General features: G+C 59.8%; 16 protein-coding genes. 7 read left to right on the top strand and 9 right to left on the bottom strand.

Translation table 11 applies throughout. From position 1 onward, the window contains the following. Positions 1–35 precede the first annotated feature (35 nt). The 3 genes from malT (at position 36) to ugpC (ending at position 5690) form a co-directional block, all read left to right on the top strand. Complete coding sequence (gene malT / locus LG300_RS05600; protein WP_404377411.1) at positions 36–2756, top strand: HTH-type transcriptional regulator MalT; 2721 nt, start codon at positions 36–38, stop codon at positions 2754–2756. A gap of 151 nt (positions 2757–2907) precedes the next feature. Continuing rightward, positions 2908–4587: an alpha-amylase family glycosyl hydrolase gene (locus LG300_RS05605; protein ID WP_404377412.1), complete on the top strand. Its 1680-nt coding sequence runs from the start codon at positions 2908–2910 to the stop codon at positions 4585–4587. After that, a complete protein-coding gene (gene ugpC / locus LG300_RS05610; RefSeq protein WP_404377413.1) occupies positions 4575–5690 on the top strand; it encodes a sn-glycerol-3-phosphate ABC transporter ATP-binding protein UgpC in 1116 nt (371 codons plus the stop codon). Before LG300_RS05605 ends, ugpC begins: the two co-directional genes overlap by 13 nt. 43 nt (positions 5691–5733) lie before the next feature. Here ugpC and trkA read toward each other — a convergent pair whose 3' ends face one another. The 7 genes from trkA to malE all read right to left on the bottom strand — a co-directional run bounded on the left by trkA (position 5734) and on the right by malE (position 14258). Then, positions 5734–7107 carry a Trk system potassium transporter TrkA gene (trkA, locus tag LG300_RS05615; RefSeq protein ID WP_404377414.1) on the bottom strand — a complete coding sequence of 458 codons (1374 nt, stop codon included), beginning with the start codon at positions 7105–7107 and terminating at the stop codon, positions 5734–5736. Further along, a complete protein-coding gene (locus LG300_RS05620) occupies positions 7104–7829 on the bottom strand; it encodes a response regulator transcription factor (RefSeq protein WP_404377415.1) in 726 nt (241 codons plus the stop codon). Before LG300_RS05620 ends, trkA begins: the two co-directional genes overlap by 4 nt. Then, positions 7819–8910, bottom strand: coding sequence for an ATP-binding protein (locus tag LG300_RS05625; protein ID WP_404377416.1), 1092 nt, complete (start codon positions 8908–8910; stop codon positions 7819–7821). Before LG300_RS05625 ends, LG300_RS05620 begins: the two co-directional genes overlap by 11 nt. 11 nt (positions 8911–8921) lie before the next feature. After that, a complete protein-coding gene (locus tag LG300_RS05630; RefSeq protein ID WP_404377417.1) occupies positions 8922–10400 on the bottom strand; it encodes a TrkH family potassium uptake protein in 1479 nt (492 codons plus the stop codon). Positions 10401–10546: 146 nt separating this feature from the next. Beyond that, complete coding sequence (gene malG / locus LG300_RS05635) at positions 10547–11437, bottom strand: maltose ABC transporter permease MalG (protein WP_404377418.1); 891 nt, start codon at positions 11435–11437, stop codon at positions 10547–10549. A 10-nt stretch (positions 11438–11447) separates the two neighbouring features. After that, positions 11448–13007, bottom strand: coding sequence for a maltose ABC transporter permease MalF (malF, locus tag LG300_RS05640; RefSeq protein ID WP_404377419.1), 1560 nt, complete (start codon positions 13005–13007; stop codon positions 11448–11450). Between the two features lie 63 nt (positions 13008–13070). Next, positions 13071–14258, bottom strand: a complete 1188-nt coding sequence (malE, locus tag LG300_RS05645; protein ID WP_404377420.1) for a maltose/maltodextrin ABC transporter substrate-binding protein MalE — start codon at positions 14256–14258, stop codon at positions 13071–13073. Positions 14259–14572: 314 nt separating this feature from the next. Here malE and zwf point away from each other — a divergent pair, with 314 nt between their 5' ends. From zwf to LG300_RS05665, 4 genes are all read left to right on the top strand, one after another. Continuing rightward, positions 14573–16066 (top strand): glucose-6-phosphate dehydrogenase, encoded by a 1494-nt coding sequence (gene zwf, locus LG300_RS05650; RefSeq protein WP_404377421.1) that lies wholly within the window; start codon positions 14573–14575, stop codon positions 16064–16066. Position 16067: 1 nt separating this feature from the next. After that, the gene (pgl, locus tag LG300_RS05655; protein WP_404377422.1) at positions 16068–16733 is read left to right on the top strand and encodes a 6-phosphogluconolactonase; all 666 of its coding nucleotides are present in this window, start codon (positions 16068–16070) and stop codon (positions 16731–16733) included. Positions 16734–16775: 42 nt separating this feature from the next. Beyond that, a complete protein-coding gene (locus tag LG300_RS05660) occupies positions 16776–17438 on the top strand; it encodes a bifunctional 4-hydroxy-2-oxoglutarate aldolase/2-dehydro-3-deoxy-phosphogluconate aldolase (protein ID WP_404377423.1) in 663 nt (220 codons plus the stop codon). A 210-nt stretch (positions 17439–17648) separates the two neighbouring features. Beyond that, complete coding sequence (locus LG300_RS05665) at positions 17649–19130, top strand: glycoside hydrolase family 32 protein (RefSeq protein WP_404377424.1); 1482 nt, start codon at positions 17649–17651, stop codon at positions 19128–19130. A gap of 21 nt (positions 19131–19151) precedes the next feature. Here the strand turns inward: LG300_RS05665 and LG300_RS05670 are convergent, their stop codons facing one another. Continuing rightward, positions 19152–20117 (bottom strand): carbohydrate kinase, encoded by a 966-nt coding sequence (locus LG300_RS05670; RefSeq protein ID WP_404377425.1) that lies wholly within the window; start codon positions 20115–20117, stop codon positions 19152–19154. A gap of 44 nt (positions 20118–20161) precedes the next feature. Further along, complete coding sequence (locus tag LG300_RS05675; RefSeq protein WP_404377426.1) at positions 20162–21031, bottom strand: aldo/keto reductase family oxidoreductase; 870 nt, start codon at positions 21029–21031, stop codon at positions 20162–20164. Positions 21032–21038 lie beyond the last annotated feature (7 nt).

The raw sequence follows: 21038 nt of genomic DNA on the forward strand, positions 1-21038 counted from the left end.
CTAGGCTAGGTTTTGGGTAATGAAAGGAGAGTGCCATGCCGCTGCTGCAGGAAAAGCTGAAAGCACCGTCGCTACCGCTGGGCGTGGTGGCAAGGCCGCGACTCAATGACTTCTTCGCGTTGCACGAACGGGTGCGTCTGTTGGTCGTGCAGGCTCCTTCGGGGTATGGCAAAACCACGCTGCTTGCGGAACGGCTACCGGCTCTGGAACAAGAGGCGGCCTGGCTTCGTTTGGATCAGCGCGATAACCAGCCCGAGCGCTTTTTGAGCTACTGGCATGCGGCCATCCAGTCGCTGCTAGGCGACCATACGCCGCTGTCGCCTTTGGCCGAAGGGGCAGAGTGCGATGAGCAAGAGTGTGTTGAGCAGTTGGAGCGCTGGCTGGCCGAGCTGCCTGAACAGCGCGCAGCCTGCCGGTTGGTGGTGGATGAGTTTGAACACCTTACCCATCCCGATATTTTAGCCGGGCTGGCCCACTGGCTACGCCACCAGCCACCCTGGCTGACCTTAACGCTGGCCAGCCGCTCCCGCCCTGCGTTGGGCCTTGCCAGCCTGCGGTTACGCGGCGAGCTCGAAGAGATCGACCTTAGCGCCCTGGCCTTCGATAGCGAAGAGGCGCAAACCCTCTGCGCGGAGCAGCTCAGCTTTCCCCCTACGCGGGTGAGTCTTGAGCGAGCGCTACGCAGAAGCGGCGGTTGGGTGATGGCACTGAATTGGCTGGTGGAGCGCACCACTACCCGCGCCGGGTTCGATGCGCTGGTTGAGCGCTTAAACGGCGGGCATCCTGATTTTGTGGCTTGGTTTGATGAGCTGCTGGCCGAGGCACTGCCCCCTGAAGAGCGTGAACTCCTGCTGCAGCTTGGGGTGCTGGAGCGTTTCTCCCCCGAATTGATGGCGCGTTTGTTGGAGGGCGAGCGGCTCACTCAGCGGCTAGATGCCTTCGAGCAGGCGGGGCTGTTTATCGAGCGTCCCGACCCTCATGCCCAGTGGTACCGCTTTCAACGGCTGTTTGGTGAGTACCTGCGCCACCGCCGCCACGAGTTAAGCCTTGCCACCCAGCGCACCCTGCACCAGCGGGCCAGCCAGGCCTGGTTGGCACTCAACGACCCAATAATGGCGCTGCGCCAAGCCATTCTGGCGGAAGCGCCCGATGATGTGGCCAGCCTACTGGTTTCTCAAGGGCCTGCACTGCTTGCCAGCGGGGCCTACGCGCTGCTGGCTCAAGGGCTTGGGTTGCTGGGGGAGCCGCAAATCTCGACACGCCCAGAGCTGGCGCTGCTTTACGGCTGGGTATCCCACGCCCAGTTTCAGTTTGATATCACCGCACGGGTGATTAGCTGGATCGAAGCGCAGCTGGAGGTGCCCGATTGGCAGGTGTTGAGCGCGGAGTTCGCCACCCTGCGTGCCCAGCTGGCGATCAATCAAGGCAACGCCGAGCGTGCCGCCCCACTGGCCGAACAGGCGCTGGCCGTGCCCGCCCGCTATTTAGCCTCCACCCCGCTGACCGCGACCGCCATTTTGAGCGAGGCGCGCTTTGTGCTGGGCTATCTGGATGAGTCACTGCAGCGGGTGCGCGAGGTAGAGCGCTTGGCACGTCAACGTGAGGATCACCAGCTGCTGCTGTGGTCGTTTTGCCATCAGTCGGAAACGCTGGTGGCCCAGGGGCGCTTGCAGGCCGCTTACGATATTCAAGAGCGCGCCTTTGCCCACCTGGAGCGGGCAGAGCTCGAACATCTGCCCGTGGCGGAGTTTCTCTACCGCATTCGCAGTCAGGTGCTTTGGGAGTGGCACCGTCTGGACGAGGCCGAGCAGGCCGCGCTAAAAGGCATTGCCGTGCTGGATAACCAAGGCGAGCGCTGGACGCTGCAGTGCCACATTCAACTGGCCAAAATCGCCCAGAGCCGTGGCGATCAGGCCCAGTGCGCCGACCACATTCGGCGGCTGCGTAAAATCCTGGCCGAAGGCGATTACCATATCGATTGGGTGGCTAACGCCCACGCCACGCTGCTGGCCTGGTGGCACTCCACGCAAGATCTCGACGCGGTGGAGCGCTGGCGCCAAGAAGCGCCCGCTCCCGTTACCGAAGGGGCCACCAACCACTTTGCCCAATGCAACGTACGTAATCACGCCCGGGCACTTACGCTGCTGGGCCGCTTTGATGAGGCCCGCACGCTGTTAGAGGCGCTAGAAGCGCACACCCAAAGGTTAGGGCTAGTCACCGATGCCAACCGCAACCAGCTCTGCCTCGCGGCCGCGGCGTGGTATGCAGGCAGCGAGGAGCAAGCCCGCCACCACATGCATCAAGCGCTCAGCTTGGCTTCTCGCACCGCGCTGGTAGGCAGCTTTCTGCGCCTGGGTAAACCGCTTGGGGAGCTGCTCAACGGCTTACTCGCCGGCGGCACGCTAGCGGCTTTAGAGCAGGCGAGGGCAGAGCGGCTGCTGGCGCTGGCGGGCCAACAGAAGGATTTCGGCTGCGCCCGACGCTTAATGCTAGATGAAACGGTCATCGCGGATATTGTCGCGAGGCCCGACGTGCCAGAGCTGATCCGCACCTCGCCGCTGACCCGCCGCGAATGGCAAATCCTGGGGCTGATTCACGCCGGGCTCTCCAACGAACAGATTGCCGAGCAGCTCTCGGTAGCACCGACCACCATCAAAACCCATATCCGCAGCCTCTACCAAAAGCAGAATATCCGCCGCCGGGACGAGGCCATTGCCCTGGCCGGACAGCTCTTGGCGCATATCCAGGGGGAGTAAGGCGCCGCGTTACCACTCCTCCCCGCGCCTACGCCTGGCACTCCCTCTGGGGGAGGATTTTATCCCGTGGCGTAGCCTGCATCATGCCGACTATGGGTAATTACTCGGTTGTTAATAAAACCGTCGGCAATAACAAGGATAAGGACTCACCATGATGCAGACACCTTCTACTTCTCACTACGTTGGCAGCCAGGGGCCCGACTGGTGGCGCGGCGCGGTGATTTACCAAATCTACCCGCGCAGCTTTATGGATAGTAACGGCGACGGCATTGGCGATTTGAAAGGGGTGATCGACAAGCTCGACTACATCGCTTCATTAAACGTCGATGCGATTTGGCTGTCGCCGTTTTTTACTTCGCCGATGAAAGATTTCGGCTACGACATCAGCAACTACCGCGATGTTGACCCGATGTTCGGCACGCTGGAAGACTTCGACCGCCTGGTCGAAGCGGCCCACGCGCGGGGGCTGAAGGTGACGATCGATCAGGTGATGTCCCACACCTCCGACCAGCACGCGTGGTTTGAAGAGAGCCGCCAAAGCCGCGACAATCCCAAAGCTGATTGGTATGTTTGGGCTGACCCCAAGCCCGATGGCGCGCCGCCCACCAACTGGCAGTCGGTATTCGGCGGCAGCGCCTGGCAGTGGGATACCCGCCGCTGCCAGTATTATCTGCATAACTTCCTGGCCAGCCAGCCGGACCTTAACTTCCGCACCCCCGCCGTGGTCGACGCCATGCTGGAAGAAGTGCGCTTCTGGTTAGAGCGCGGCGTGGATGGCTTCCGGCTGGATGCGGTGAACTTCTGCACCCACGGCGAGCTAAAAGATAACCCGCCGCGCCAGGAGATCACCGAAAGCTTCCTGGGCGTTCGCCCCGACAACCCCTACGGCTATCAGCTCCACCAATACGACAAAACCCAGCCGGAAAACCTGGTGTTTCTGGAGCGACTGCGGGCGCTGCTGGATGAGTACCCCGGCACCACCAGCGTGGGCGAAGTGGGCGACGACGACGCCCTGGGCGTGATGGCGGAGTACTCCCAGGGCGGCAAGCGCCTGCATATGTGCTACTCGTTCAACCTGCTGACCGATAAAGCCGACCCCGGCTATTTGCACGAAACGCTTACCGAAATGGAAGCGCGCATTGGCGATGGCTGGCCCTGCTGGGCGTTGGGAAACCACGACGTAACGCGGCTGGCAACCCGCTGGCAGGCGGAAGGGCAGCTGGAGAAGCTGCGCCTCTATTTGGTGTTCCTGTTCAGCCAGCGGGGCAGCGTATGCCTCTATCAGGGCGAAGAGCTGGGTCTGCCCGAGGCGGAGCTGACCTTTGAGCAGCTCGTTGATCCGGCAGGCATTACTTTTTGGCCTGCCTATAAAGGTCGCGATGGCTGCCGCACCCCGCACCCCTGGCAGGCAGATGCCCGCTATGCGGGCTTTAGCAGTGCCACCCCTTGGCTGCCGGTGCCCGAATCACACGCGAGCTTGGCAGTGGATCAACAAGAGCAGGATGCTGATTCTCTGCTCAATGCCTACCGCGCGTTTTTAGCCTTCCGCCGTACCCAGCCCGCGCTGGTCAAAGGCGAGGTGCGCTATCTCCCGGTACGCGACGAGGTGCTTTGCTTAGAGCGCACCTATCAGCAAACCCGTCTGCTGGTAGCGCTGAACTTTAGCAATCAGACCGTTACTCGCGCAGTTCCCGAGAGTGCTGAAGCCTTGGAGGATGCGCCTAAGTGGCTAAACGGTGAGTGGCAGGCAGGTACGCTGACGCTGCCGCCGTTTGGGGTGGCAATTGCCCGCTGCCCGCAAACTCAGGAGGATGCGCCATGGGACGTTTAACCCTTAGCGGCATCGGTAAATCCTTCGATGGTGTCGAAATCTCACGGGATATCGACCTCACCATCGAAGACGGCGAGTTCGTGGTTTTCGTGGGCCCCTCCGGCTGCGGAAAATCCACGCTGCTACGCATGATCGCGGGCTTGGAGGACATCACCACTGGGGATATGCAGCTCGATGGTCAGCGGATCAACGAGATTCCGCCCCAGGAGCGGGACATCGGCATGGTGTTCCAATCCTATGCCCTCTACCCGCATATGAGCGTGGCCGAGAACATGGCCTTTGGCTTGAAGCTGGCGCGCACCGACAAAGCGGAAATTCGCCGCCGCGTGGAGCACGCTGCCGAGATGCTGCACCTCACCGAGCTTCTGGAGCGCAAGCCCAAAGACCTCTCCGGCGGCCAGCGCCAGCGGGTCGCTATTGGCCGCACCCTGGTCAAAGAGCCTGCAGTGTTTCTGTTCGACGAGCCGCTCTCCAACTTGGATGCCGCGCTGCGCGTGGATATGCGGGTACAGATCGCCGCGCTGCATAAACGCCTGAACGCCACCATGATCTACGTCACCCATGATCAGGTGGAGGCGATGACCTTGGCCGACCGCATCGTGCTGCTCTCGAAAGGGCGTATTGCCCAGGTGGGCGCGCCGCTGTCGCTGTATCACTTTCCCACCACGTTGGAAGTCGCTGAGTTCATCGGCTCGCCGCGTATCAATACGCTGCCGGTGACGGTGGTTGACCCCGGCGAGCGCCAAACGGTGGTGCGCCTGCATAGCGGTGAAACGCTGGCGGTGGCGGTAAACGGTCAGCAGCTTCAGGCCGGTGAACACGCCACGCTAGGGCTGCGGGCCGAAGACTTCGTGGCGGCTGAGCAAGCGGATGCAACGCTGAGCGCCACGCTGATGGTGGCCGAAAAGCTGGGCTATGAAACTCTGGCCCACTGGCAGGTGGCGGGTATCGATACCCCTTTAACCCAGCGCCTGGATGGCCTGACGCGGCTGGAGGAGGGCCAGGTCTCGCGCTTGGGAATCGCTGGCCAGCGCTGCCATCTGTTTGATGCCAACGGCAACGCCTGCCCGCGCCAAGTCACGGTGGATGGGGTGAGCCAGTAGAGAGGCTCGAGGGGGGGCGAGTCCTTATTAAAAAGAGTGCTTGTTAAAAGAAGCTTAATCCGACCTGGAATAGGCGTTCAACGTCGCGGATTCGCCGCTTGTCGATCACAAACAGGATGACGTGGTCGCCACTCTCCACCAGCACGTCGCCGTGGGCGATGATGACCTCCTTACCCCGCACAATGGCACCGATGGTGGTGCCTTCCGGCAGGTCGATCTCGGCGATGGTACGGCCCACCACCTTGGACGACTGCTTATCGCCGTGGGCGATGGCTTCGATGGCCTCCGCCGCCCCGCGGCGCAGCGAGTGTACGTTGACGATATCGCCCCGGCGCACGTGGGTCAGCAGGCTGCCGATGGTGGCCTGCTGGGGGGAGATGGCGATGTCAATATCGCCGCCCTGGACCAAATCCACATAGGCGGCGTTGTTGATTAGCGTGAGGACCTTCTTTGCCCCCAGCCGCTTGGCGAGTAGCGACGACATAATGTTGACCTCGTCGTCGTTGGTCAGCGCGCAGAAGATATCGCAGTCTTCGATGTTCTCCTCTTCCAGCAGCCGCTTGCTGGTGGCGCTGCCGTGGAGCACCACGGTACGATCCAGCCGCTCGGAGAGCGTGGTGCAGCGCTCCAGGCTGTGCTCGATAATCTTCACCTGATGGCTGTGCTCTAGGTGCTCCGCCAGCCGCTCGCCGATATTGCCGCCCCCGGCAATCACCACCCGGCGGAAGTCGCGCTCCACCTTGCGCAGCTCGCTCATCACCGCGCGGATATCCCGGCGGGCCGCCAGGAAGAACACCTCGTCGTCGGCTTCGATCACCGTGTCGCCCCGGGGAATGATCGGCCGATTGCGGCGGTAAATCGCCGCCACGCGGGTTTCCACGTTGGGCATGTGCTTGCCCAAAAACGCCAAATCCTGGCCCACCAGCGGGCCGCCGTAGAAGGCCTTCACTGCCACCAGCTGCACCAGGCCTCCGGCAAACTCCAGTACCTGCAGCGCGCCGGGGTGCTCGATCAAGCGGCGCACGTGGTCAGTGACTACCTGCTCAGGGCTGATCAGCACGTCGATGGGAATCGCTTCGTGGGCGAATAGGCCCTTACGGGTGAGGTAGGCGGTGGAGCGCACCCGAGCAATTTTGGTGGGGGTGCGAAACAGCGTATGGGCCACCTGACAGGCGATCATATTGATCTCGTCGGTGTTGGTCACCGCGATCAGCATATCGGCGTCTTCGCAGCCCGCCTGACGCAGCACGATGGGGTAGGAGCCTGCGCCGGTCACCGTGCGGATATCCAGCTTGGTGTGCAGTTCGCGTAGTTTTGCGCCGTCGGTATCGACGACGGTGATGTCGTTCTCTTCGCGGGCGAGGTGCTCAGCAAGCGTTGCACCCACTTGGCCTGCGCCTAGAATAATAATTTTCATTGGTTGGTTTCCTCGCGGTCGAACTCGACGCAGAGCCTGTAACCAATCCCCGGCTCGGTCTGTAACAAGCTGGGGGCCTGTGGGTCATCGCCTAGTTTTTGGCGCAGTTTGCTCACCACGATGCGTAAATAGTGGGTATCTGCCTGATGCGTAGGCCCCCAAATGGCTTTCAATAGGTGGGTTTGTGTCACGATGCGGCCCGCTTGGCTGATCAGTAGCTTCAGCACGGCAAACTCTTTGGGTGTTAAGTGGACCGTCACACCGTTCAATGTCACAAGGTGCGCGGCAACATCGAGCGTTAGCGCACCGTATTGATAGCGTAACGGCTCACTGGTGGGCTGGTAATGGCGCAGCACCGCGCGAATACGTGCCAGCAGCTCCTGGATGCCAAAGGGCTTAGTGACATAGTCATTGGCTCCATTATCCAGCGCCCGAACTTTTTCGGCTTCCTGGCCGCGAACCGAGACAATGATGATCGGTATGTTGACCTGACGGCGCAGTGTGCTGAGTACCTGTTGACCGTCCATGTCGGGCAAGCCCAAATCGAGTAAAACTAAACTGATGGGGTGGCTTGCCATGGCTTCGTTCACGGCGCAAATGGCTGCTTGCCCTGTGCTAGCTTCAATAATTTGAAATCCTTGTGAGCTTAGGCTGATACGCAAAAAGCGCCGAATGGCCGGTTCATCATCGACAACCAGTATCCGAGGGGAGTCATGAGGCATGGCGTGGCTCCCGCTGCGGTGGGGTTAAGGGCAGCGTCATTATGATTTGAGTACCTGTGTCGCTTGGCCCCGCCATAGCGCGAACAGTACCGCCGTGGGCACCCAGCATACCTCGGCAAATGGCGAGGCCAAGCCCGGTGCCGTGCGGGCTTCGGTCGCCTTCGTTACCGGTGAAGAACATCTCAAATACCTGCTCGCGCAAGGCGGGAGCAATGCCCGGCCCTTGGTCAGTAACAGTAAGGGTGAGCAAAGTGGCATCGGTATTGGTGGCCGCTGCAATGGTGATATGGCCACCTGGTGGGGAAAAGCGGGCGGCATTTTCGAGCACATTGACCAGCGCTTGCTCAATCAATGCCGGATGAACATACAGCAGCGGTAGCTCACTATCCCACGCTTGATGCACGGTGACACCCGCCAGCGAACCCGCTAAGCGCTTACGGGCTGATGCCACCAAATCATCAACACTGATCCAGTCTCTTTCGATGGCCAGCTCGCCATGGCCCAACCGCGTCATATCTAACAGGTTTTGAATGTAGCGATTTAAGCGTTCGCTCTCATTCAATATACCGTCCAGGAGTTCATAGCGATCTTTTGGAGTGAGTTGGGCATCCAGGGCGCGGAGCGAGCTTGCCGAGCCGATAATCGACGCAAGCGGTGTACGTAAATCGTGGGAAACCGATGCCAGCAGGGCAGAGCGCAGGCGCTCCTGCTCTTCTGCTAGCCGGGAAGCATTGAGTGCCAACATACGCTCGCGGCTGTCACCTGCAATTTTGCTAACAACGAGTGCCACTAATAAAAAGAACAGCAGCGTGACTAACTGCTCCCGCTCGTAAACCGCCAGAGAGAGGTAGGGCTCGGTAAAGCCAACGTTAAAGATAACAAAGTTGACCAGGGCGCTCATAAAGGCGGCATAGCTACTGGCTAGCACGGCACAAGCCAGCACCGCTGTTAAGAAGATCAACGACAGATTAGCCAAGGCGAGCCATGTGTATAGCCACCAGGCGGCTAGCAGTGCCGCGAGGCTAGTGCCTATTACCAGGGCTAACTCTTTGCGGTTAGGAAGGCGTAGCGAGTGCTTCATTCCCTTACCCCTTAACGCCGCCAAAACATAGTAGTCAACAAAACCACCACGGTTAAAATCTCTAAACGGCCCATTAACATACCGACGCATAACAACCACTTTGCCGCGTCTGGCAGGGTGGCAAAGTTGCCTGCCGGGCCAATGGTGTCGCCAAGGCCAGGACCCACGTTAGCGACTGCCGTGGCGGCACCGGTGAGAGCCGTCACCAAATCCAAACCCAGCGCGGCGAGCCCTAACGCCAGCACCGCAATGGTGATAAAAAAGAAGAACGAAAATGCCACGACGCTGCGTGAAATCTCGCTGGTGACCGGCTGCTCGTTGTAGCGAGTGGTAAACACGCCATTCGCATGAATTAAATAGCGTAGCTGGTTGCGGAGCATCAGCATGGCGATCTGAAAACGGAAAATCTTCATCCCGCCGCTGGTGGAGCCGCTGCAGCCGCCCATAAAGGTCAGGTAGAAAAACGCTGCAATCGGCAGGGAGCCCCACAGCGTATAGTCATCGGAGGCGTAGCCGGTAGTGGTGACCACGGAGATAACATTGAAGGTCACGTGGGTGAGCGATACAAACCAATTGTCGCCTTGAAATACCCGCCAGGCGCTTAAGGCCACAATGGCGATCAGCAACAGTTTGAGCAGCCCGCGTACCTGCTGGTCTCTCCAGAATGCGCTTTTAGATGAGCGGATAAAACGGATATACAGCACAAACGGCAGCGCGCCGGTCAACATGAAGAAGCTCGCAATCCAGAGCAACCATGGCTGTTCGGTATACGCTCCAAAAGAGGCATCGGAGTTAGCAAATCCGCCGGTCGCTAGGGAGGTCATGCCGTGCACGATAGCATCTAGCGGCAGCATACCGCCCAACCAGTAACTCACAACCGCCGATAGGGTTAGCACCACATAAATAATCAGCGTGGCTTTAGCGATACCACCGGTGCGGGGCAGTACTTTGTCGGACCAGTCAGAAGACTCGGTATGGAACAGACGCATACCGCCTACTTTCAGAAACGGCAAAATGGCGATGCCCATCACAATAATGCCGATCCCGCCTAGCCACTGCATGAGTCCACGCCACAGCTTTAGTCCGTCCGATAGGTTTTCAATCCCGACCAGCACGGTAGAGCCGGTGGTGGTAATGGCGGAAACCGATTCAAACACGGCGTTGGTAAAACTGAGCTGCGGGGCGCCTAAAATTAGCGGCAAGCTGGCAAACCCGCTAATGCTGATCCAACTTCCAGCCGTTAGGATAAACATCTGCCAGGGTTTTAGCTCGAGGGGCGCACGGTATGTTAGCAGCAGCGTCGTAGCCACCGACGCCAGCACCATCAAGATTGATAAGCTGAAAGCGTGGGCGTCTGGGTCTTGCTCTACCAGTAGAACAGCCCAGGGGACCAACATAAATAGCGCTAAGACCAACCATAGCACCGCTAATATTTTAAATACGGGTGCCCAGTGTCGGTAGAGTTCTTTGCTGCGATGAAAGCTGTGCATGGCCATGCTCGTTATTCAATTGCCTGAAGCATGGCGTATAACATCATGCACTTGCATAAAAAGTCCGTAAAAAATAAACCCGGTGCAACATCGTGCACCGGGTTTGAGCAAACCGCCCAAGCGAAGAAACAGTTAGCTAAGTACCTCTAGCCCTTCACACCCCCGGCGGTTAAACCGCCAATAATCCAGCGCTGGCAGATCAGAAACGCCACGGTAATCGGCAGACCGGAGAGCACGGCGGCGGCGGCGAAGTTACCCCAGCGCTGGTTATGGTCGGCGAGGTACTGCTGTGCGCCCACGGCGAGCGTCAGTTTGTGCTCATCCACCAGCAGCACCGAGGCCATGGGGTACTCCATAATGCTCATCACAAACGCCAGGATGAACACCACCATCAAGATCGGGATAGAGAGCGGCAGCAAGATATAGCGAAACGCCTGCCAAGTGCTGGCGCCATCCACCATGGCGGCTTCTTCCAGCGAGCCGTCGATGGATTCGAAATAGCCCTTGATCGTCCATATATGCAGCGCTACCGCACCCAGTGAGGCCACAATCAGCGCGCCGTGGGTATTGATGCCCAGCCAGCCAACAAACTGCCCCAGCCGGTCAAATAGCGCATAGAGCGCCACCAGCGAAAGTACCGCCGGGAACATTTGAAAAATCAGCATACCTTTAAGCAGCGGCTCTTTGCCTTTGAAGCGCATGCGGGCAAAGGCGTAGGCGCTGGTGGTGGCGAGCATCAGAATCAGCACCGACGACACCACGGCCACCTTGATGGAGTTCCACAGCCACAGCAGCACCGGGAAGGGCGGTTGCACAACGGTACCGTCTGGCCGCTCCCAGGGGATGCCCAGCGCCAGCGACCAGTGCTCCAATGAGAAATTCTCAGGAATCAGGCTGCCGGTGGCAAAGTTGCCCTCCCGAAACGAGATCGAGATGACCAGCAGTAGCGGAAAGACAATCAGCGATACAAAACAGATCAGCGCTAAGTGCGCCCCCAGGCGGCGCGCGCCAACGGAGCGGGGTTGAACCATCGCCATGAGTAACCTCCTAAACCTTCACTTTGGAAAGGCGCAAATTGAGCAGCGACATGCCCGCCACCAGCAGGAAAATCAGCGTGGCAATAGCCGCCGCGAGGCCGAAGTTCTGCCCCGCATCCTGGAAGGCGATGCGGTAGGTGTAGCTCACCAGCAGGTCGGTGGTGCCCGCCGGGGTGCTGGCCCCCAAAATATCCGGGCTGCCGCCGGTTAACAGCGCGATCAGCACGAAGTTGTTGAAGTTGAACGCAAAGGCGGCAATCAGCAGCGGCGTGAGCGGCTTGATAATCAGCGGTAGGGTGATTTTGAACAGGTTGGTGAGCGGGCCGCCGCCGTCTACCGCCGAAGCTTCGTATAAATCCTGGGGAATGGCCTGAATCAAGCCCATGCAGAGCAGCAGCATATAGGGGTAGCCTAACCAGGTATTGACGATCAGCAGCATGCTGCGTGCCATCCACGGGTCGGTAAACCACTCGGGGCGCACCCCAAACAAGGTGTCCAGAATCATGTTCACCTCGCCAAAGTGCTGGTTGAACATGCCTTTAAAAATCAGAATCGAAATAAACGCCGGTACCGCGTAGGGCAGAATCAGTAGCGTGCGGTAAACGGCCTTGCCTTTGAGTTGATCCCACTGCAGCAGCGAGGCCAGCACGAACCCGACAGCCAGGGTAAACACCACGGTGAGGGCGGCAAACACGAAGGTCCACACAAAAATCTGCATGAACGGGCCGCGAATGTCCGGGTCGGTAAAAATCTGGGTGTAGTTGGCTAAGCCTACGTTCACCGGCCAGCCAGGGGTGATGCGTTCGCCGTTATCCGCCACGAAAAAACCAATGCTAGGGTCGGGGGTGAGCAGCCGCTCATCACGCCGGTCATACAGCGCGCCATCCTCGCGGGCCTCGTAGCGGTTCACCATCGGCGCAAACTGACGCAAGCCCGCCATACGCAGCTCGCTGCCGTCTGGCGTGACCAGCCGCAAGCCTTGCAGGGCATCCCGCGCCTGAATAACGGCCCGCATGCCCAGCGCTGCCTGGGCGGGTGGGGCATCGGTGGCCTGCACGCCAATCTGGCGGTTTTCCTGATTAGCAACATTGAGCGGAGACGAAACGAACCGCTGGCCCTGAGGGCTTTCCAAATAGAGCCGCACCAGCTCGCCTTCGGGGTAGAGCGCTAGGTCAAAGGCGTTACCTTCGGCTTGATAGGTTTGGCTCATCAGCTGGTCGCGCACCCGCTCTTCTGAGAGCAGGTTGGTGGAGCTGTAGTTGCTGAAGCTGATCCCGATGGTGTACAGCAGCGGGAAAATAACGAACACGCCAAGCCCGGCGATGGCAGGAAAAATATAGCGGTGGCTCATCAGCGTGCGCTTGGTAAACACCACGCCCAGCGAGCCGCCAAGTACCAAAAACAGCAGTGCAAACATCCACTGGCCGTTAAGGTGGAACGCCAGCACCAGCCAGAGCAGTGCGATCACCAAAACAGCAATCACGCCACGCATGGCCCAGCGTGTGTAGCGTTCGGTAAGATGGCGAGAGCGGTGGCGGGGCAGGCCACGAGACGCGTTAGTGGTATACATGATGACTTCCTGAAGGCTGCCCAGCGGCGTTTGCCGCTGGGCAGTAAGGGCAAAAAACAGAGGCTACTGGCGCATACGGCGGGCAGCAGCATCCAGCGCTTCTTGGGGCGATTGACGGCCACTGCCGATGTTCTGCAGTGCAGGCTCCATGGCGGCCCAGAACGCGCCCATTTCAGGAATGTTGGGCATCGGCATGCCTACTTCGGCGTTTTCCAGCGTAGCGGCAATGTTGGGGTTGTCCGCCAGCTCTGCTTGGTAATCAATATGGGCCACCGCACCCAGCGAACCATCGCTGTTGAAGGTGCGCATACCCTCTTCGCTGAGCAGGTAGTTCTCTAAAAACTCCACCGCCAGGAAGTCATTGGGCGTGGCGGAATTGATCATTGCGGTCATCACGCCAAACATCGGCTTTGCCCGCTCATCGCCTACTTTGGGCAGCAGGGCGACGCCGTAATCGATACCGCTACGCTCTAGGTTGGGCCATGCCCAGGGGCCGCTGATCATGGTGGCCACTTCGCCCTGGTTGAAGCGGGTATCCATCAGATTGTAGTCGGTACCCCGGGGGAGCACGCCGCTCTCGATCAGCTCGACCAGCAGCTCCGCGCCTTGAACGGCACCCTCATTGTTGACGCCAATATCGCTGACGTCATAGCCGTTGTCGGTCTGTTTGAACGGGTAGCCGCCGTTGGCCGCCAGCAGCGTCCAGCCGTAGTAGGGTTCGCTGTAATCGAACAGGATGGCTTTTTTGCCTTCTTGGGCCAGCGTGGCGTCCAGCTCCATCAGTTCGGCAAAGCTCTCGGGCGGCGTTTCCACTAGCGCCTTGTTGTAAATCAGCCCAAGGGATTCCACCGAAATCGGGTAGCCGTAGGTCTCGCCATTCCACAGCGCGGCCTCCCAGGTGAAGTCGTAGAACGCTTCGCGGAAGCTGTCGCTGGGGGCGAGCGGCTTGAGCAGGCCGCTCTGCGCCCATTCACCCATGCGGTCGTGGGCCCAGATGACAATATCCGGCCCTTGGCCGCTGCCCGCTGCCTGTTGGAAGCGGTCGGTCAGGTTGTCAGGGAACACAACCTCTACTTCAATGCCGGTGTCTTCGAGAAACTGTTCAGCCACCGCACGGATGCCTTCCTGGCCTTTATTGTCACCCATCCAGATGGTCAAGCGGTCATCTTCGAAAGCAAACGCGGGAAGGGTGGCGGTGGCCGCTAACGTAGCGGCGAGCAGCGGCGTGAAAAATGGACGAACCATTGCCATGATGTGCATACCTCGTTTTGACGTTGTTGTTGTCGGGCACGTTCGTTGTTAGACGTGCTTTGTTCACTGCCAGCGTCGCTAATTCAGCGCAAGGCCACCTCCTCCTCAGGGGAAGGAGGGGTGGCGTATCCGAGGGGCGTAGAGTAAAGGTAGAAGCGCCTGCCGAGCGTATCGGTGAAGTGCAGCTGGAAAGGGCAGCAATGAACAATATTTTGTAGTAAAATTACACGAATTATTGCGTATAATGCCTCATATAAGATAGATTTTAGGTAATCTAACTACATTAGATGACCTAATTATAAATAGGAGCTGAGATGAGCCAGTCACATGCCCCGCTGGGCGATCCGAATCACGCTATTGATTTAGCGCTTTTTGGGGCGCTTGGCGACCTTGCCATGCGCAAGCTGTTTCCTGCGCTGTATCATCTTGACCGCGAAGGCTTAATGCCCGAAAGCACGCGGATCATGGGGCTGGCGCGTCAGGAGCACGACACTGCCGCGTTCCGTCAGCTGGTCAGCGGCGCGCTGCAGAAGCGCCTGAAGAAAGAGGAGCAGGACAAGGCGAGCCTGGAGCGCTTCCTGAACCGCTTGGAGTACCTCAAGCTCGACTTCGCCACCGCCGATGGCTACGACGCTATTCGCCAGTGGCGCGAAGGCAGCAAGCGCCCAATGGTGGTCTACCTCTCCGTCGCCGCGCGTATTTATGGCGACATTTGCCGCAATCTCCAGGCCAGCAACAGCCTGAATGACGATACCCGCGTGGTAGTGGAAAAGCCGATTGGCTACGATTTGGCCTCTTCCGAAGAGATCAACGACGCGATTGGTGCCGTGTTCCCCGAATCACGCATTTACCGCATCGACCACTACCTGGGTAAAGAGACGGTTCAAAACCTGATTGCCCTGCGCTTTGCCAACCCGCTGTTCGGCACCCAGTGGAACCAGAACCATATCTCCCACGTAGAGATTACCGTCGCCGAAAAAGTCGGCATCGAAGGCCGCTGGGGCTACTTCGATGATGCGGGCCAGCTGCGCGATATGGTACAGAACCACCTGCTGCAGCTGTTGTGCCTAATCGCCATGGACCCGCCCTCCAACCTGGATGCCGATGCCATCCGCGATGAGAAGGTAAAAGTGCTCAAGGCGCTGAAGCCGTTTACCGGTGAAGCGCTTGGGCGCGACGTGGTGCGCGGCCAGTACATTGCTGGTACCAGCGATGGCCAGACCGTGCCGGGCTACCTGGAAGAAGAGGGCGCTAACACCCAGAGCCAGACCGAAACCTTTGTGGCCATGAAAACCGAAGTGGCCAACTGGCGTTGGGCGGGCGTGCCGTTCTATCTGCGTACCGGTAAACGGATGCCGGAGAAACTGTCGCAAATCGTCATTCACTTCCGCCAGCAGCCGCACTACATCTTCGACCCGGACCAGCGTGGCATCGCCTCCAACAAGCTGATTATCCGCCTGCAGCCGGAAGAGGGCATTGCCCTTCAGGTACTCACCAAGGATAGCGGCCTGGATAAAGGCATGCGCCTGCGTCCTGGCCCGCTGCACCTGGATTTCAACAGCGCCTTCCCGAAATCGCGTATCCCCGATGCCTACGAGCGTCTGCTGCTGGAAGTTATGAAAGGCCAGCAGTACCTGTTTGTCCGTCGGGACGAAGTGGAGCACGCGTGGCGCTGGTGCGATCAGTTAATTGACGGCTGGAAAGCACGCGAAACCCCGCCGCGCCGCTACCCGGCTGGCTCTTGGGGGCCGGTCGCCTCTATTGCCATGATTACCCAGGATGGCCGCAGCTGGTACGAGGATTATTAATATGAGCGAAGCACGTCAAGCGCTAGCCGAGCAGCTAGCGGAAGCCGTCTATCAGGCGCTAGCCGATGACCTTTTACACCAGGAGCGTGCGCTGCTGGTGGTCTCCGGTGGCTCCACGCCCGTGCCGTTTTTCAAGGCGCTGGCGCAAAAGCCGCTAGAGTGGGCGCGGGTAGATATCACCCTGGCCGACGAGCGCTGGGTCGACGAGCAGAGCAGCGACAGCAACGCCAAGCTGGTGCGCGACCACCTGCTGCAAGGTCCGGCGGCGGCGGCTAACTTTGTGCCGCTGACATCTGAGGCGGGCACGCCGGAAGAAGGCGTGGCAGCGGTGGCAGAAGCGACGGCAGGACTTGCCTGGCCCGCCAGCGTCGTCATTTTGGGCATGGGTGGCGATGGCCACACGGCCTCGCTGTTCCCCGATAGCCAAGAGCTGGGCCTGGCGCTTTCTACCGATGAGCCACTGGTGGCGGTACGCACCCCCAGCCAGCCGCAGCCGCGTATTACCTTCTCGGCAGACCGCCTACACCAGGCGAAACGCCATATTCTGCATATCACCGGCGATGATAAGCGTGCCGTATTGGCCAACGCCATGGGTGGCGACGACGTTCGCACGCTGCCAATCCGCGCGTTCCTATCCTGCCCGTTGGCGATTTACTGGGCGCCCTAACGCTACGCCTTCGCCAATAACAAATTGCTTGGAGACTCACTGATGACCATCGATAAACAGTTACCCTCAACGCGCACCGCCGAGCTGGACAGTATTTGCCTGAAAGCCGAAGTGATCCCGGTGATCACCATCGAGCGCCTGGAAGACGCCGTACCGCTGGGCCGCGCTCTGGTCGAGGGTGGCCTTACCGTGCTGGAAATTACTCTGCGTACCGACTGCGCCCTAGAAGCCATCAAGCGCATGAAAGAAGCACTGCCGGGAGCCAGCATTGGGGTCGGCACCGTACTCACGCCTGCCCAGTACCGCCAGGCAGAGCAGGTCGGCGCTGATTTCGTCGTTACGCCCGGTGCTACCGAAGCGCTTTACCGCTACGGCGTAGAGAGCCCGGTGCCAATGCTGCCGGGGGTCTCCACTATCTCCGAGCTAATGACCGGCTGGCAGTACGGCTACCGCCGCTTCAAGTTCTTCCCCGCAGAATCCAGCGGCGGTGCTAAAGCGATCAAAGCATTCGGCGCACCGATCCCGGAAGCGCGCTTCTGCCCCACTGGCGGTATCACCGTGGATAACGCCGAAACCTACCTCTCACTGCCGAACGTGATGTGTGTAGGCGGCTCCTGGCTGACTCCGAAAGCAATGGTCGATGCCGAAGATTGGGACGGCATCCGCGAACTCGCCCGCCAAGCCGCCGAGCGTTTCCATCACTAAGCGTTTCCACCACTAATAGGTAACACCTTACTGAGCACTCTCGTTACTTGCCTCACTGATATTGGGTCGTGTGAGCAAGACGTTTGCCCGAGCATGGCGACATGCTCGGGCTTTTTTTATAACTACTTTTATAACTACGCCTAAAGGGGGTGGTTCGGCTCGTGAGCAGTCGTGATACGCTAACTTAAACGATTAAGATAGGGTTTAAGCATGACGTTAGCGGATTTTGAGCCTAAACGCCCCGCGTTACATTTTGCGCCGCCGATGGGGTGGATGAACGACCCGAATGGGCTGGTGTTTTTTGAGGGCGAGTACCATCTGTTTTATCAGTTCCATCCGTTCAGCACCGTTTGGGGGCCGATGCATTGGGGGCATGCGGTTAGCCGTGACCTGTGCCATTGGCGGCACTTGCCCATCGCGTTGGCGCCTAACGAAGAGGGCGCCTGCTTTTCCGGTAGTGCCATCGTGGATGAGCATGATGTGACGGGGCTGTTTGACGGCCAGCCGGGGCTGCTGGCGTTTTATACCTGCCACCGGATGCTTTCCGATGACCCGGAGGATTACGAGCAGTCCCAGTGCTTGGCGTATAGCCGTGATAAGGGGCGCACCTGGCAGCGTTATGGGCAAAACCCGATTCTGCCGCCGCCTGGGTTTAAAGATTTCCGCGACCCTAAAGTCGTTTGGCATGGCCCTAGCCAGCGCTGGGTAATGGCGCTGGCCTGTGGGCAAGAGATTCACTTCTATACCTCCCACAACCTGCTGGAGTGGCAGTTTGCCAGCGCCTTTGGCGACGGCGAGGGCGCGCATACCCAGCACCCGTGGGAGTGCCCGGATCTCTTTGAGCTGCCGGTGGAGGGCGCTGGCCCGGATGAGCCTGCCACGCGCTGGGTGCTGGTGGTAGGCATTGGCGCCACGCCGGATAACCCGTTTGGCTCGTTCACCCAGTATTTTATCGGCGACTTTGACGGCCAGCGTTTTAGCAATGCGAACACACCCGACACTGTACTGATGATGGATGAAGGTCGGGATTTCTATGCGGTGCAGAGCTGGTCGCATACCCCAGGGCGTCAGCTGGCGCTGGCGTGGTTGAACAACTGGCAGTACGCCAACCATGCCCCTGAAGCGGGCTGGCGGGGCATCATGAGCCTGCCTCGAGAACTGACGCTGCGCGCGACTTCTCGTGGGGTGCATTTACAACAGCGCTTTACTCGCGAAGCAGGTCAAATGCTCAGCACCTCTAGCCGCATATCGCCTCGCTCGCTGCAAACGGCAGGGGAGCACTGCATTGCCTTGCCCGACGGGGAGGTCATTCACGGTCAACTGACGCTGGTGCTCAAGGCAGGTACGAAGCTGGCGCTATCGCTGCAGCAGGGCTATCAGCAGCGGCTATGGCTGGCCGCAGGTGAAGCAACAACGTCGCTACACTATGAGCGTCAAGGGAGTAACGGTCAGGCCGCGTTCGATGAGCACTTTGCCTGTGATCACGCGGCGGGCAGCGTCGATGGGTTAACGGTGACGGTGCGGTGGTGGTGCGATCACGGTACGCTGGAAATGTTGATCGAAGGAGCCACCGAGCAGCGCAGCATCACCCAGGTGAGCTTTGTCGATCATCGCCGTCAACCGCTTACGTTGGAAGTCGTCAGCGGGCGGGTGGATGTGGCGGAAGGGGTCACCCAAAGCGTCGTCGAGTAGCGACCTCGACGACGCTGAGAGTTAGCTTGCCGAACTGCGCAGGGCTTCGATATCGGCGTGGGTGGGCAGTGCGGCATAAGCGCCGGGGCGGGTGACCGCGTGGGCGCCGCAGCGGCAGGCGATATCCACCGCGCGGGTGAGAAACGCGCTGTCCTGGTGCCAGCTCTCGCTAATGCTGTAGCGGGAGAGCTCCGCCAGCAGGCCGCCAATAAAGGCATCGCCACCGGCTGTAGTGTCCACCGCGGTCACGCTGGGCGGCGTCACGGTTTGGTCAATGCCAATGCCTTTGAGCACCACGTTATTGGGGCCGTCGGTAATCACGATTACCTTCACGCCTGCAGCCATGCGCTCGGCTAGCCATGCCTCTTTGGGGTGGTCGCCGCGCAGGTAGTCCAGCTCTTCCAGTGAGACTTTGACCAGCTCGGCGCTGTCGATCAGCTCGGTGACCAGCCAGGTATCCGCAGCGCCCTCTGCCCATAGATTGTGGCGCAGGTTGGCATCCACGCTCACAAGGCAGCCTGCACGCTTGGCCATGGCAGCGATGGCGAGAGTGGTCTCGGCAATCTCGGGGTCGGTCAGGCTGTTGCTACACAGGTGAACGATGGCGGGCAGCTCGAATACGCCGTGGGGCAGATGCTCCAGGCGGTAGAGCAGGTCTGCCGCCGGTGGGCGATAGAAATCGAAGGTGCGCTCGCCGCTGCTGTCCCGGGAGACAAACGCCAGTGCCGTACGCGCCTCTTTGGTGAGCACCACGCCCTGGGTGTCCACGCCGTGGCTTGCCAGCTCACGGATCAGAAAGTGCCCAAAGGTATCGTCACCTACCATCCCCAAAAATTGGCTGGGCACATTGAGCCGTGCACAGGCCACCGCCACATTGGCGGGCGCGCCGCCAGCGTAGGGGGTAAAGGTTTCCGGCCCCGTGCTATCGCCCAATCGGCTAGAGAGCATATCAATCAAGGCTTCACCGAAAGCAATCACCGGCGTCATAGATCATTCCTTGTCATTATTGGCATCAAAATTGGAGAAAAGCGCTAGGCGACGCAGTGGCCCCGTGCGGCTTCCAACAGCTCGTACCAGGCTTCTCTGGGCAGCGTCTCCGGGCCGTTCAGCATCTCGGCAATGCGCTTGGGCTTCACGCTGCCCACCACCGGCGCGGGGCGGCTGGGCAGGGTGCGCAGCCATGCCAGCGCCAGCGCGCCGGGCGTGCTGTTCAGCTCGCCTGCCAAACGGTTCAACACACGGCTCACCTCGCCCTGCATCAGTTGGCCGCCCGCCAGCGGGGACCACGCAATGGGCGAATGACCATCAGCACCCAGCTCATCGAAGCTACCGTCGAAAAGTGGCGCGCTATGGGCAATGGAGAGTTCGATCTGGTTGGCCCGTAGCGGGTGGTGCATCTGGCGTTGCAGCCTGCGCCACTGGCTGGGCAGGTGGTTGGAGATACCCGCCGCGCCAATTTTGCCTGCCTCGATGGCGTCATCCAGTGCGCGGCCGGTGGCGGCGGCATCCATTAGCAGGTCCGGGCGGTGAATCAGGAAGTGGTCGATTCGTTCAACACCCAGGCGGCCCAAGGCATCGTCAATGGCGCGGCTTAGGTAGTCCGGGCTGGCATTGTAGTGCTTCACCTTGCCGGAACCAGGGGCCGGATTGTCGTTGGCGATGCTGGCTTTGGTCACCACATTCAGCCGCTTGGCCAGCGCCGGGCGGGCGCGCAGCGCTTGGCCGAAGAGCGTTTCGCAAGCTCCGTTGCCATAAATGTCGGCATGGTCGAACCAGTGCAAACCCTGCTCTAAGCGAGCTTCGATCCAGTCGGCCAAATGGCTCGCTTGGTGCATCTCTTGCGCTTCATGCAGGCGCATCATGCCGAGTACAAACGGCACGTTGAAGGTAACAGCAGCCATGGCGTTT

It is taken from the genome of Vreelandella aquamarina, assembly GCF_044805175.1.
Taxonomy (GTDB): domain Bacteria; phylum Pseudomonadota; class Gammaproteobacteria; order Pseudomonadales; family Halomonadaceae; genus Vreelandella; species Vreelandella aquamarina_B.